This window comes from Clostridia bacterium (genome assembly GCA_036562685.1).
Classification (GTDB): Bacteria; Bacillota; Clostridia; order Christensenellales; family DUVY01; genus DUVY01.
This window is the reverse complement of record DATCJR010000089.1, coordinates 1-13,896: the sequence shown is the minus strand read 5'-3', so window position 1 is coordinate 13,896 and position 13,896 is coordinate 1. Positions and strand designations below refer to the sequence as shown.

Here is a 13,896-nt window from a genome sequence, read left to right as displayed (position 1 = left end):
TTTACTGTTTTTTTACATAAAATTATCACATAAAGCAAAACTAGTAATATATAATATTTAACAATAATTCCGATTGATAATGCATAATCAATTTACTTTACAAAGGATAGGCTGTGTGTTATATTTTGAGTGACAAAATTTTCAAGGCAAAAAATCTAATAAGATAAAAATTTTTTTAAGGAGAATAAAAATAATGAAAAAGTTTTTGATTTCTATGCTGACTTTAGTTATGTCAGTTGGACTATTCGCAAGCGTTTTCGGTTGCGGAAAACCTGCAACAAGCTCAGCAACAGCTTATGATTTGGTTAATGCTGAAGGATCATATTACTTTGTTGTTGTTGATATAACAGTAAACAAAGAAGGCAAAGTATCAGCTATTAAGTTGGATGAAGTCCTCTTAACTGATAGATGGACCAAACAAGGTGGACAAAACTCAGCAATTACTGATACTGTTACAAGCACTGACGGTGAAGCTACTTTTGCAAAGTATATCAGAATTGGAGATAAGAAATTTGAAGCAACCGCTGTAAATGGTTCAGGTAACCATGCTACTCCTGTATATGCTGAAATAGGTGGAGAAATTGATAACCTTGTTGAAGATATGATGGGCAATAAGGATCTAGTAAAATATTATTATGAAGCAGCTAAGAATGGCAACTTCAAGATCCTTAAGAAATTTGGAGATAATTTTGTAGATGAATATGATGGTGCTAATAACTCTTACACCTCATTGTTCAAATCAACCAGCAACTACTGGCCTGCAGGTAGCAATGGAATGGGCTGGAAAGCTAACATGGAAGCTATGGAAAACTATGTAAAAGAAAATGGCGTTAATTATACATCAGCTGATTTGGAAGGCATTACTCGCGATAACGATAACAAAATCTATATCGGAGATGTAAACACAGGCGCTACTTTAACTGGCTTCGTTGGATATATGACTGTTGTTAAAGCAGCTTATGACAAAGCTATGAAGGTTTACGCTTAATCTTTAAAACTTGAATAAATAAAAGCATTAGTCTTAATAGATTAATGCTTTTTTATTTGCAGAGTTTTAGTATGTTATAATAAAATAGCCCTTAAATATTTTATTTAAGGGCTTTTATTTAGTTCTTAGTTATTTTGTAGCCTTGAGAAATATCAATTATAGTGTAACCTCGCTGAGATATTTGATTTCTTAACTCATCTGCCAAGGCGTAATTTTTGGCTTTTTTTGCTTCTAGTCTTTTTTGAGCTAAATCTTCTATTTCTTTAGGTATATCGCTTTGTTCTTGATTTTCTTGATTGAGTGCCAAAACACTTTGTTCTATTTTTAGACCCAATACCTTGTCCGCATATAATGAAAATTCATATATTTTTTTGCTCTTTTGTTCTTTTAATGCTGTCCATAATACGCCCAAAGCAAGAGGAATATTAAGGTCATCGTTAACGGCATCATCAAATTGATTGTAGTATTGTGTCAAGTCAACTTCATTATCTTGAGACAGTCTATGAGCATTAATTTGATCTATAAGTCTTTTTCTTGCGACCTTAGCACCGTCAAGTCCTTCAAAAGTAAAGTTGAGCTTTTTTCTATAATGAGTGTTTAGGCAAAAATATCTAAAATCCATAGGATCGTAGCCCATTTTTTGTAAGTCAGATATGGTATAAGTGTTGCCCAATGATTTTGACATCTTGCCGTTATTGACCATCATAAACTCGCTATGCATCCAGTAGTTAACTGCGGGCTTGCCGTTTAGTGCTTCGGTTTGCGCAATTTCATTTTCATGATGAATAGGAATATGGTCCACGCCGCCAGTGTGTATATCAAAAACATCTCCTAAAAATTTCCTGCCCAATGCAGAGCATTCTATATGCCAGCCAGGATAGCCCATTCCCCACGGACTTTGCCATTGCATGATATGTTCTTTTGGTGCTTTTTTCCATAGCGCAAAGTCATAAGGATTGCGTTTTTCTTCATTGACTTCTACTCTTGCCCCAGCGATCTGTTCTTCAAGATTAATTCTGCTAAGCTTGCCATAATCTTCAAACTTGGATATATCAAAATATATTCCATCCGAAGTTTCATAGGCGTAGCCTTTTTGCATCAAACCCTGAACAAATTCAATCATTTCTTTTATATAATCAGTAGCTTTAGGAATATGTTCGGGCTTTTGAATATTAAGCTTTTCTAGGTCTTCAAAGAAAGCCTTTGTATAAAAATCTGCTATTTCGTAAGGCGAACGATTTTCACGCTTAGCAGAAGCTTCCATTTTGTCTTCGCCTGTATCGCTGTCAGACTCAAGATGTCCGACATCTGTTATGTTCATAACCCCGTTTAGCTTATAGCCGTTGTGCTTTAGTACTCGTCTTAATGTGTCCACAAAGATATAAGTCCGCATATTGCCTATATGTGCAAAATTATATACAGTAGGACCGCAAGAGTACATACTCACTTGTCCATCTACTATCGACTTAAATTCTTCCTTTTGTCTGGTCATTGTGTTATACAATTTGAGCATTATCTTTACCTTTACTTTCTAAGATTTCTATTTTTTTGTGCAAAGCTTCTATTTCATTAGACAGCCTTGCAAATTCTTCTAATAAGGGATCGGGGAATGTCTGATCAAGTTCGTTGGTCTTTTTTCCATATCTTCTAACTACGCGTCCAGGAATTCCTACAACTGTACTGTTAGATGGAACATTTATCAAAACAACGCTGCCTGCACCTATTTTGCTGCCTTCCCCAATAGTGATAGGACCAAGCACTTTTGCACCCGCACTTACCATAACATTGTCTTTCAAGGTAGGGTGACGTTTTCCTGTGTCTTTTCCAGTTCCGCCCAAGGTAACGCCTTGATATAATGTACAGTTTTTTCCTATCTCAGTAGTTTCGCCTATAACCACACCGCTGCCATGATCAATAAAAAGCCCACCTTCAATTTCTGCCGCAGGATGAATTTCTATGCCCGTAAAAAATCTTGCGATCTGGCTTATTATTCGAGCAAGCAGTCTTAGCTTTAGTCTTTTATAAACAAAATGCGCTATTCGGTATGCCAAAACAGCATGAAAGCCTGAATAGGTTAATATTACTTCCAATTTGCTCTTTGCGGCAGGGTCGTTTCTTAACGCCGCTTCTAGATCCATCTTTATTTTACTCATAAATTATATGTCCAAAAATGTTATTACTATTTTATATGCCGCAAAACATAATAAAGGTCAAAGCATTAATTTTTTTGTAGGGAAAACTATTGAATGTTTTCAAGAAAATCTAATACTGTGTCAATTGCATCTAAAACTTTTTTATCATTAGTAGTAACACTAATTTTATCTAATTTGGCTTCCATATTCAATTTTCCCTCATCCGTGATTTTGTAGATAATGTTTCGCTTATCCGCAAGCGAGGTTTTTTGAATTAATTTTTCCTCTTGAAGCTGATGTCCCAAAACGGTGAGATTGGGCTTGCTTATCTTTAATATATCAATTATCTGATTGGGAGTCATTTCTCCATACAGATACAACAAAAACAAAATTTTTGTTTTTAATGAGATAAGCTTTTTTTCTTTGTCCTCTAAAGAACAAATTCTTCTTGTAGCTATTCTAAGACGTATTAATTTTTTTGTGAAATCCAAATTATTCATTATATTAGCATAACCATTATATATTAGCAATATTATAAAGTCAATTTATGCTTATGTTTAATAGTCACATAAAAAAGTTCCAGAATTTACATATTAGAAACAGTAAATTTAATTATCAAACACATTGTTAAAATTGTTTACTTTTAAATTTAATATGTTATTATATCCTTAACATTTACTAAGGAGAAAAAAGGGTTTTTAATGAATGCGTTTTGGCAGGCGTGGGGTTATTTTAAAAAACACTGGTTTGTTTTTGTCTTCTGCTGTTTATTAGGTTGTTCCTGGATTTTAGTTTCTCAATTAATGCCTCAGGTCATTCAGCTTATGCTGGATGCAGTTATTATGCCTGTGTTGGGCAAGGCGTCCGAAAAGCAATCATCTAGTATATTTTTGCCGCTTATTCAAAAGATAGTCGGACCAGATTTGTCAGCAAATATCACAAAAACCTTAATAGTGCTTATATGTTTATATGCTATTTTGGTTTTTTATAGACATATATCACATTATATCAGATGGAATCTTGGTCATAGCAGAGCAGTGGATTGCGAAAAGGATTTGAGAAATGTAGCATTTAGAAAAATTATTACGCAAAATTCTTCAGTTCTTAGTCGTTATACAAGCGGCGAGCTTTTGAGTATCGCTCAATCCGATGTTGTAATGATTAAGGATATGTTTTTGCACTATTTGCCTTTGAGCTTAGAGAGTTTTATAAATGTTATTGTAGCTACAATATTCATTACAAGAATTCACTGGGCGCTTGCAATTTTACCTTTGTGCGTCGGCATCGCTATGGCGTTTACATCAAGAATTTATATGAAAAGCATGCGCGGAGTTTATAACAATATAAGAAACCGTTCAATTGAGCTTAACTCTTGCGTCCAAGAAAATATTAACGGAATAAGAATTGTAAAAGCCTATGCCGCAGAAAAACAAGAAATAAAGAAATTTGATAATCGAAACGAAAACTATAAAAATTCGTATTTTCAACATACTCAAGTATGGAGCAGATACTCCGCTATATTTTCATCATTTTCTCAAATAGCATATTTGGGATCAATCATTATAACCATATTCTTAGGCATAAACGGAAAAATTACCGTGGGTGAGTTTAGTTCGTTTGTATCATATATCGGACTTATCACTAACCCTTTGGTTAATATTTCAAACTATGCTGGACAATTACAGCAATCTATGGTTTGCGCCAACAGATTGTTTACATTTATCAATACCAGCAATGTTATCACAGATAAACCAGACGCACTGCCTATAACTGAAAAGCCTCATCTTAAAATGGATAATGCAAGCTTAACCATAGATGAAAAGCCAATACTCAAAAATATAACTCTTGATTTGCCTTACGGAAAACGTCTGGGCATTATGGGCAAAACAGGTTCTGGAAAATCTTCATTGTTAAAGCTAATGGCTAGATTTTATGAAACAACTCAAGGCGAAGTCATGATTAATGGAACAGATTTGAGAAATCTAAAACTAGAAGACGTTAGAAGACAGTTTGGCTATGTAATGCAGGATGTATTCCTGTTTTCCAACACTATCGACTCTAACATAGCATTTTATAATCCGGATGCGCCTCAAGAAGAAGTCATAAAAGCAGCCAAGGCAGCCCAAGCCCATGATTTTATAACCAAACTTCCTCAAGGCTACGATACGATAGTGGGCGAAAGAGGTGTAGGCTTGTCAGGTGGACAAAAGCAAAGAGTATCAATAGCAAGAGCTTTATTAAAAAACGCACCTATTTTGTTGTTAGATGATGCAACAAGTGCGCTTGACCTAGAGACAGAGCGAAAAATAGTGCAGTCTTTAAACACCGAATACGCAGGAAAGACTTTGGTTATTGCGGCGCATAGAGCGGCATCAGTTTATTTCTGTGATGAAATAATTTATCTTGAAGATGGCGAAATTGTAGAACGCGGAACTCATGAAGAACTGATGAAACTAAACGGAAGATATGCTGATATTTTCAAAAAACAGCAGGCAACTTTTCAGGAGATACTATAATGGCACGCAACAGATATTTTGAAGATGAACAGATAGAAGCCAAGTTTAATGGCAAAATGATTTTGAGAATTTTGTCATATATCAAGCCCTATAAAAAAGCATTTATTCTTATAACCATCTTTATGATGGTAATGGGTGCGGTTGCGTTATTGCCTTCTTATTTTAATAGAATAATAATTGATAAAATTCTAGATAAATCCTCAAGAGTACCTTACTATGTAACGCTTGCTATTGTAATATTAATAGCATGGGCATTGGTGGCAACAAGCGATATTTTATTTAACTTTATAAAATCGAGAGTTATGACCAAAAACTCTTATAGGATTATAAGAGATCTAAGAGGCGAATTATTTAGACACCTTCAAGAATTATCTTTTGATTATTTTGATTCTCGCCCCGCAGGAAAAATATTGGTAAGAGTAACTAGCTATATAGATGAATTGGCCAACATTTTGGCAAGCACAGTTGTAGGATTTATAACAGACAGCGTAAAGGTTATACTTATTCTTGTTTTCTTATATGCGCTGGATTATAGGTTTGCTTTGGTTGTAACGGTATGTATAATCCCGTTGTTTTTTGTGCTTACTTTTTTGCGTTCAAAAATTCATTTAAGATACCGCAATTTCAGGAACAAAACAAGCAACCGTACCGCCTATATAGCAGAAAACATAAACGGAATTCAGGTTACCAAGGCCTTTAACAGAACTGATACTAATTGCGATATTTACAATGACCTTAACAACCAATGTAACAGAGGATGGGTCAGTGTAACAAGATTTAACGAATTGTTTTTTCCTGCGATGGACTTCTTTTGGAACCTTGGACAAATAAGCATTTATGTATTGGCATATTTATTGATTATTTATCAAGGTGTTCAGAGTGTATCGCCTGGACTTTTGGTAGCTTTTGTCGGCTATTTAGGAATGTTTTCTGGACCTTTGAATAATATATCAAACTATGTACAGCAGTTGTCTGTTGCAAGTTCAAACCTAGAAAGAATCTTTGAAACTTTGGACACTCCGCCTTCAATAACCGACCATGAAGACGCTTATGACCTGCCTCCTATAAAAGGCGATGTTAAGTTTGAAAATGTTTCATTTGCTTATGAAAAGGGCAATAACATTTTGGAAAACTTTAATCTAGAAGTTCCTGCAGGCAAGACTATAGCACTAGTAGGTCCTACCGGTGCAGGAAAAACAACCGTAGTCAATCTTTTGAGCCGTTTTTATGAACCGGACCAAGGCAGAATTTTGATTGACGGTCATAATATAAATGACGTCAAACTTCATTCCTTAAGAAGCCAAGTCGGCGTAATGATGCAAGATTCATTTATCTTTAGCGGAACCGTAATGGAAAACATAAGATATGCAAGACCTGATGCTACAGATGAAGAGTGCATCAATGCGGCTAAGATGGCATATTGCGATGAGTTTATTCGCCGCTTCCCTGAAGGATATAATCATGTATTTGGCGAAAAGGGTGCAGGACTTTCGGGCGGCGAAATACAGCTTTTGTCATTTGCCCGTACTATTCTTTGCGATCCTAAGATATTGATTTTGGATGAGGCGACAAGCTCTGTAGATACAGAAACAGAAACCAAAATTCAAGCAGTTTTGGAAAAAATACTTAAAGGCCGTACCAGTTTTATAATAGCTCACAGATTATCAACAATAAGAAAAGCCGATTGCATCTTATATATAGGCAACAAGGGCATTATGGAAGCAGGTACGCATGACGAACTTATGGCTAAGTGCGGTGCGTATTATCAGCTCCAGACCAAAAAATAAAACTTGCATATTATATATAAAAGGTAAGGTAAAGCTATGACAGAAAAGCAAATCAAAGAACTTAATTGTTTGGAAATCGAGTATCAGAACAAGCCTAATTTGATGGCTCGCACTTACAATAATTCTAGATGTGCTGTTGTGATTTTGGATATGGTCGCCGGCTTTTGCCAAAAGGGAGCATTGGCAAGCCCTCGCATTAAGTCATTGATTGACCGTATTGCAGGTGCTTTGGACTATTTGCCCAACGCGATAAAGTTTTTTGTCAATGATGTGCATACTCCGGATTCTTTGGAATTTGCGGACTATCCGCCTCATTGCCATACTCCAGAAGAACAAAAGATTGTGCCCGATATAGCCCGACACAAAGGTGTGATTATCGAAAAGGATAGCACTAACGGTATCTTTAACTTTTTAAAATATGCTGATGTCAATCTTTATGACAACTATATCATTATGGGCGACTGTACGGATATATGCGTAATGCAATTTGCTCTGTCTTTAAGGGCTTATTTCAATGAAATCAGAAAAACAGGTAATGTTTTGGTCTTTACGGAATATGTGGATACTTATGACGCACCCATGCATAATGCAGAACTTATGAATGTTTTTGCGTTTAAAAATATGGAACAATCCGGAGTAAGAATTTTTAAAGGTCTTGTTTAATAAAAAGCACCCTTATTTTAAGGGTGCTTTTAAAATTTATTTTACATGCTCAATTTTAAGTATATTGGTATTACCTGAGAATCCGACAGGAACTCCTGCTGTGATTACTACTATATCGCCGCTTTTTACCACGCCTGTTTTTTTGGCGCAATCTACAGCATGTTCAAATAATAAGTCAGTATTGTTTTGCATAACGCCCAAAGCGGGTACAACGCCCCAGCTAAGTGCTAACTTATAAAATACTTTTTTGCTCGTAGTAACAGCAACAATGGGCGGTGCAGGACGGAAACTGCTTATCATTCTAGCGGTAGAACCGCTTTGAGTTACTACTAAAATGGCTGTCGCGTTAAGATCCATAGCAGCAGCGCAGGTTGCGTGAGACACAGCATCCGAAATGCTTTTTATTCCCATTTCAAGTGCAGCAAAACGTTTTTTGTAATTAATAGTGTTTTCGGCATACAGTGCGATAGAAGCCATGGTTTTTACTGTTTGCAAAGGATACTCACCAATTGCAGTTTCTCCGCTCAACATTATTGCACTTGTGCCGTCAAATACTGCATTGGCGACATCAGAAATTTCAGCTCTTGTAGGTCTGGGTGCATGGATCATGGATTCTAGCATCTGAGTGGCGGTTATTACCTTTTTTCCTGCGCGATAACATTTTTTTATTATGTCCTTTTGAATAGCGGGCAGTTCAACAAAAGGTATTTCTACGCCCATATCGCCTCTAGCGACCATAATTCCGTCTGAATATTTTATAATCTCATCTACATTGTCTACGCCCTGACGGTTTTCTATCTTGGCTATTAATTCTATTTCTTCTCCGCCGTTGCGGTTAAGAAGATTTCTTACTTCTTTTACATCATCTGCGGATCTTACGAAAGACAGAGCGATATAATCTACATCTTGTTTAATTCCAAAAAGAATATCTTCTTCGTCTTTTTTGGATAGATAAGGCATGTCAATAGGGCAAGAGGGTATGTTAACGCTTTTGCTGTTGCTCAAAACTCCGCCGTCTATAACAGTACAGATGATATCATTTTTAACAATTTCATCAACTCTTAATTCTATCAATCCATCATTAATAAGAAGAGAAGTGCCTTCTTTAATGCACATCGGAAGTCTTTTATATGTAATGCTTACTCTCTCTTTATTGCCTACTATATCATCAGTGGTAAGCACAAACTTCTGACCTTTTTCTAATACAACTTTTCCATTTTCAAAAGTTTTTAATCTTATTTCGGGACCTCTGGTATCTAGCAATATGGAGATAGGCAGATTAAGTTCATCTCTAACCTTTTTGATCATTTCTATTCTTCTAGCATGTGCTTCGTGAGTTTCATGGGAGAAGTTTAGTCGAACAACATCCATTCCTGCTAGCATTAGCTGTTTCAAAGTGTCCTCGTTTTCTATGGCAGGACCCATAGTAGCGATAATTTTAGTTTTTCTGATCATATTTTATTCTCCAAAAATAGATTCCCAATTTTCCCCGTGTAATTATAACACACACTTATTTCAAACACAAACAGGGGTAATACCCTTATAAAAATTTTTATATTATTATATTATTTTATATTTTAATATTATTTTGCATAAAAAAAGCAAGTTTATCAAAATATAAAAATTATCTGTTTTTATACTATTTAAATCGGATTTTTTAATTGACAGTAAAACATCAAGTCTATAAACTTAACATAAAAGTACAAAAGAGGTGGAGAATGGGTAAGATATTTGTAGTCGGCAGCGTCAATATGGATATAGTAATAAATGTCGACCGTATGCCTAAAAATGGAGAAACGATAAGCGGCTATGGTTTTATGACCAATCCGGGCGGCAAGGGTGCTAATCAAGCAGTGGCAAGTGCCAAAATGGGTACTCAAACTTTTATGGTAGGCTGTATAGGCAACGATGTTTTTGGGCAAGAACTCAATCAGGCGCTGATAGGATATGGCGTAAATACGGACTTTCTCACAAAAACCCAAGGTGCAAGTGGGATTGCCGTAATTGTTGTGGAAAACGGGGACAACAGGATAATTCTTGACGCAGGAGCTAACCATAAGATAACTAAGGAAATGGTGGATAAAGCGCTCGAACCAGCGCAAAAAGGCGATATAGTGATTTGTCAATTGGAAATACCTTTGGATATTGTGGAATACACCTTAAAAACCGCAAAGCAAAAAGAATTGATTACTATACTCAATCCAGCCCCTGCAGTAAAGCTAGGTAAGAAGATTTTATCTAATTGCGATATAATAGTCCTCAACGAAACAGAATGTGAAATCTTAGCAGGCGTTTATCCTAATAATGAAGGAGATTACAAAAAGGCTTATCAAATTTTTTCAAACTTTGGCATAACAACATTGATTATTACCTTAGGAAGCAAAGGATCTGTTTTGCTGCAAAAAGATGTTATAGAATATATACCAGCACAAAAAGTAAAAGCACTAGATACAACATCAGCAGGCGATACATTTTTGGGCAGCTTAGCTTCCGAATTAAGCAAAGGCAAAACAATGGTAGAGGCTATGCAATGGGGATCTAAAGCCAGCGCTTTGACTGTTACCAAAAAAGGCGCAATGCAGTCAATACCTTATTATGAAGATGTAGTAAAATATTTTGGATAAGAAAAATAATTAATAATATCAACGGCTGTAATTCTTTTACAGCCGTTTTGTTTTTTATGGATAAACTATATAAAAATAGCCAATAATACTAAGAAAAGATTGTTTTGATGTATTATGCCAAGACTAGAAGAATATAAACAAAAAAGAGATTTTGAAAAAACGCTTGAACCTGAAGGCGAGCTAAAAGATACGCAATCCGATCGCCTTAGTTTTGTCGTACAGCACCATATAGCAAGAAGAGATCATTATGATTTTAGACTTGAATGGAACGGAGTGCTCCTAAGCTGGGCAGTTCCCAAAGGTCCGTCATATAACCCGCAGGATAAAAGACTAGCGATTCATGTAGAAGATCATCCACTTGATTACAAAGATTTTGAAGGCACGATTCCAAAAGGGCAATACGGCGGCGGCACTGTAATGCTATGGGATCAAGGATACTGGGAGCCGCTATATGACAATGTCGATCAAGGGCTAAAAGACGGAACGCTAAAATTTCGTCTTAACGGAAGCAGACTTAAAGGAAATTGGGCATTGGTCAGGTTAAAGACTGATGAAAAAGATAATAAAGAAAATTGGATTTTATTAAAAGAAAAAGATGAATACGCGCAAGACAGCGATGGCATTTCTTCATATCAGACAAGTATAGCCACAGGGCGCACAATGGATCAGATAAAGAACAATGAGGACGCCAATTTTAAAAAAAATCCATTCGACAAAGCTGATGTTAAATTGGCCAAGCTAGTAGATACTATACCCAAAAGCGACGACTGGCTTTTTGAACTCAAATATGACGGGTACAGGATTATGGCGTTTGTGGAAGAAAATAATGTAAGGCTAATTACAAGAAACGGCAAAGATTTTTCAAAACAGTTTTTTGAGATAGCTTCTTCTATATCGACATGGGCGGCGGGCAGAGCTATGGTTTTGGACGGGGAAGTGGTAGTGATTGATGAAAAAGGCAAGACTGATTTTCAGGCTCTGCAAAACTATATGAAAGCTAGGAGAGAAAATAAGCTTACATATATTGTCTTTGACATTTTGGCTTTAGACGGCAATGACTTAAGGGACAAGAAATTAATAGACAGAAAAGAAATTTTACAAACGCTTATGCAGGATGCTCCAAATAATCTATATTACAGTAAGCATGTAAAAGGAAACGGCGATCAAAGTTTTTCGGCGGCTTGTAGATTAGGAATGGAAGGAATAGTAGGCAAAAAAGCCGATTCTGTATACAGCGGAGCAAGAAACGGTGATTGGATTAAGATAAAATGCGGCAAAAGACAGGAATTTGTAATCGGCGGTTATGCCGTTTCTGGTAAAAAAACAAGCGGCATAAGTTCAGTGCTATTAGGTGTTTATAATGGCAACGATCTAGTTTATACAGGGCGGGCTGGCACAGGCTTTAGTGAAAAAGATAGACTAGAGCTAGAAAAAAAGTTTGATAAATATAAGCAAGAAAATCCTGATTTTATAAAACCGCCCAAAAAAAGAAAAGACGAAAAAATAATATGGCTAAAACCTCATTTTGTAGCAGAGGTAAGCTTTGCTGAATGGACAGAAGAAAACCAGCTAAGACAGGCAAGTTTCAAGGGCTTACGAAGCGACAAGAATCCTAAAGATGTCGTAATGGAAAAGGCAGATAATAAAGAAATCAAGGAGCCAAAACGAAAGGATATAAAAATAGAAGAAAAATCACCTAATAGTGATTTCGAAAAGAAGGCAGACGGTACTGTTATTTTTAGCGGAGTAAAGATCAGCAATCCAGACAAGGTTTTGTATCAACAGCCTTTGATAACAAAGTTTGATGTAGTCAAATATTATGCTCAAGTCGCCCAAAGGATGTTGCCTTATGTCGGCAACCGAGTTCTTAGCATTGTCCGCTGTCCTAAGGGCATTGACGAAGCATGCTTTATAAAAAAGCATCCTAAGACGCTGGGAAAAGGTGTCGCGATTATTCCAATTGCCAATTCTGACGGAATAGAAGAGAATTACTGCTATATTCAAAACGCTACTGGTCTGATTTCCGAAGTTCAAATGGGCACATTAGAATTTCATGTTTGGGGAAGCCGTATAGATAATCTTGAAAAACCTGATATGATGGTTTTTGATCTTGATCCTGATGAGGACATGGAGTTAGAGCAAATACGCCAAGGCGTAAGGGATATAAAAAGTGTTCTTGATAGTCTGTCGCTAATTAGTTTTCTTAAAACAAGCGGAGGCAAGGGTTATCATGTGGTCGTACCTTTTGTTCCCTCTGCTGGATGGGAAGCATTTCATGATTTTGCTAAGCGCGTAGCAGAAGTTATGAAAAATAAATGGCCGGATAAATACACGGACAACATAAGAAAAATCAGGCGAAAAGGCAGAATATTTATTGATTGGGCGCGAAACGGCAGAGGCGCTACTAGTGTCGCACCATATTCTTTGCGTGCTCGTCCGGGCGCACGTGTTTCTATGCCTATAAGCTGGGAAGAGCTTGACACTGTAGACCCAAATGGTATAGATATGCAAAAAGCATTAGACAAAATTAAGCAAGAAGATCCTTGGAAAGATTTTTATAATATAAAGCAGGAGCTAAAAATATAATCAGAATCAAAATCTAGAAGATATATAAATAATATAAGAAGATTATACCAACAATTTTATTCTATGTTGTCTCCTGTATCTGAAAGATAATCAACTCACATACCCTTAAGATCATCTAAATGATGCTTTATCAATATTTCTTTTTAGACCGATTTTTTTGATTGCTTAATTTTTTAAAACGGAATTAGAAAGATCAGATATAACAGCGCCATAGAATTATTTTTAGCATCTTGAAAAGTCAAAAAAATTATTATGAAAAACCATAAATTGAAGTGAAAAGTGATAAAAAAGGTCATACCTAACTGGTATGACCTTTTTTATAAAAGAGAACATTATTATTAATTATAAAGGCAAATCTTTTTTATCAAATTTTACAAATGAAATTGAGTAGCATATAATTCCGATAACAAGCAATATGGCTAGTTTCCACAAGAAAGCAAAAGTTCCGTCCAAAATTGATATTACATCAAACAGGGAAATTATAGAAACATAGTTAAACAATTTGAGCGCATCCATCCGGATAACTTGCGGAATAATTTTTGAGCCAAACAAGCCTAGAATGGTAGCAACAAGGAAGAATATATTTAGACCGCCGCCTAT

At 35.9% G+C, this 13,896-nt stretch carries 11 protein-coding genes; 6 read left to right on the top strand and 5 right to left on the bottom strand.

The genetic code is table 11. The annotated features are described in order from the left end of the window. Window positions 1-193 precede the first annotated feature (193 nt). Complete coding sequence (locus VIL26_03890; protein ID HEY8390074.1) at window positions 194-988, top strand: hypothetical protein; 795 nt, start codon at window positions 194-196, stop codon at window positions 986-988. 118 nt (window positions 989-1,106) lie between these two features. Here VIL26_03890 and cysS read toward each other — a convergent pair whose 3' ends face one another. The 3 genes from cysS to VIL26_03875 form a co-directional block, all read right to left on the bottom strand. Beyond that, window positions 1,107-2,501, bottom strand: coding sequence for a cysteine--tRNA ligase (gene cysS / locus VIL26_03885; GenBank protein HEY8390073.1), 1,395 nt, complete (start codon window positions 2,499-2,501; stop codon window positions 1,107-1,109). Beyond that, window positions 2,485-3,141 carry a serine O-acetyltransferase EpsC gene (gene epsC, locus VIL26_03880; protein HEY8390072.1) on the bottom strand — a complete coding sequence of 219 codons (657 nt, stop codon included), beginning with the start codon at window positions 3,139-3,141 and terminating at the stop codon, window positions 2,485-2,487. Before epsC ends, cysS begins: the two co-directional genes overlap by 17 nt. A gap of 86 nt (window positions 3,142-3,227) precedes the next feature. Then, entirely contained in the window at window positions 3,228-3,620 is a 393-nt protein-coding gene (locus tag VIL26_03875) for a hypothetical protein (GenBank protein HEY8390071.1), read from the bottom strand. Between the two features lie 201 nt (window positions 3,621-3,821). On the opposite strand from VIL26_03875, the gene VIL26_03870 reads away from it, so the two are divergent. From VIL26_03870 to VIL26_03860, 3 genes are read left to right on the top strand one after another with little or no spacing between them, the layout of a single operon-like run. Continuing rightward, window positions 3,822-5,636 carry an ABC transporter ATP-binding protein gene (locus tag VIL26_03870; GenBank protein ID HEY8390070.1) on the top strand — a complete coding sequence of 605 codons (1,815 nt, stop codon included), beginning with the start codon at window positions 3,822-3,824 and terminating at the stop codon, window positions 5,634-5,636. Beyond that, complete coding sequence (locus VIL26_03865; GenBank protein ID HEY8390069.1) at window positions 5,636-7,423, top strand: ABC transporter ATP-binding protein; 1,788 nt, start codon at window positions 5,636-5,638, stop codon at window positions 7,421-7,423. Before VIL26_03870 ends, VIL26_03865 begins: the two co-directional genes overlap by 1 nt. A 36-nt stretch (window positions 7,424-7,459) precedes the next feature. Then, entirely contained in the window at window positions 7,460-8,086 is a 627-nt protein-coding gene (locus tag VIL26_03860; protein HEY8390068.1) for an isochorismatase family protein, read from the top strand. A gap of 36 nt (window positions 8,087-8,122) precedes the next feature. Here VIL26_03860 and pyk read toward each other — a convergent pair whose 3' ends face one another. Next, window positions 8,123-9,541: a pyruvate kinase gene (pyk, locus tag VIL26_03855; protein ID HEY8390067.1), complete on the bottom strand. Its 1,419-nt coding sequence runs from the start codon at window positions 9,539-9,541 to the stop codon at window positions 8,123-8,125. A 263-nt stretch (window positions 9,542-9,804) separates the two neighbouring features. Between pyk and rbsK the strand changes: the two genes are divergently transcribed. Continuing rightward, window positions 9,805-10,710: a ribokinase gene (gene rbsK / locus VIL26_03850; GenBank protein HEY8390066.1), complete on the top strand. Its 906-nt coding sequence runs from the start codon at window positions 9,805-9,807 to the stop codon at window positions 10,708-10,710. 111 nt (window positions 10,711-10,821) lie between these two features. After that, the gene (gene ligD, locus VIL26_03845) at window positions 10,822-13,296 is read left to right on the top strand and encodes a DNA ligase D (GenBank protein HEY8390065.1); all 2,475 of its coding nucleotides are present in this window, start codon (window positions 10,822-10,824) and stop codon (window positions 13,294-13,296) included. A 342-nt stretch (window positions 13,297-13,638) separates the two neighbouring features. On the opposite strand, the gene VIL26_03840 is transcribed toward ligD, so the two are convergent. After that, window positions 13,639-13,896 (bottom strand): hypothetical protein (locus VIL26_03840; GenBank protein HEY8390064.1); only part of this gene is annotated, 258 nt, incomplete at its 5' end.

What these genes read in the sequence shown, in the direction of transcription:
- VIL26_03890 (HEY8390074.1), top strand. Translation starts at nt 194, where the DNA reads ATGAAAAAGTTTTTGATTTCTATGCTGACTTTAGTTATGTCAGTTGGA.
- VIL26_03860 (HEY8390068.1), top strand. Translation starts at nt 7,460, where the DNA reads ATGACAGAAAAGCAAATCAAAGAACTTAATTGTTTGGAAATCGAGTAT.
- rbsK (HEY8390066.1), top strand. Translation starts at nt 9,805, where the DNA reads ATGGGTAAGATATTTGTAGTCGGCAGCGTCAATATGGATATAGTAATA.
- pyk (HEY8390067.1), bottom strand. Translation starts at nt 9,541, where the DNA reads ATGATCAGAAAAACTAAAATTATCGCTACTATGGGTCCTGCCATAGAA.
- VIL26_03870 (HEY8390070.1), top strand. Translation starts at nt 3,822, where the DNA reads ATGAATGCGTTTTGGCAGGCGTGGGGTTATTTTAAAAAACACTGGTTT.
- cysS (HEY8390073.1), bottom strand. Translation starts at nt 2,501, where the DNA reads ATGCTCAAATTGTATAACACAATGACCAGACAAAAGGAAGAATTTAAG.
- epsC (HEY8390072.1), bottom strand. Translation starts at nt 3,141, where the DNA reads ATGAGTAAAATAAAGATGGATCTAGAAGCGGCGTTAAGAAACGACCCT.
- VIL26_03865 (HEY8390069.1), top strand. Translation starts at nt 5,636, where the DNA reads ATGGCACGCAACAGATATTTTGAAGATGAACAGATAGAAGCCAAGTTT.
- VIL26_03875 (HEY8390071.1), bottom strand. Translation starts at nt 3,620, where the DNA reads ATGAATAATTTGGATTTCACAAAAAAATTAATACGTCTTAGAATAGCT.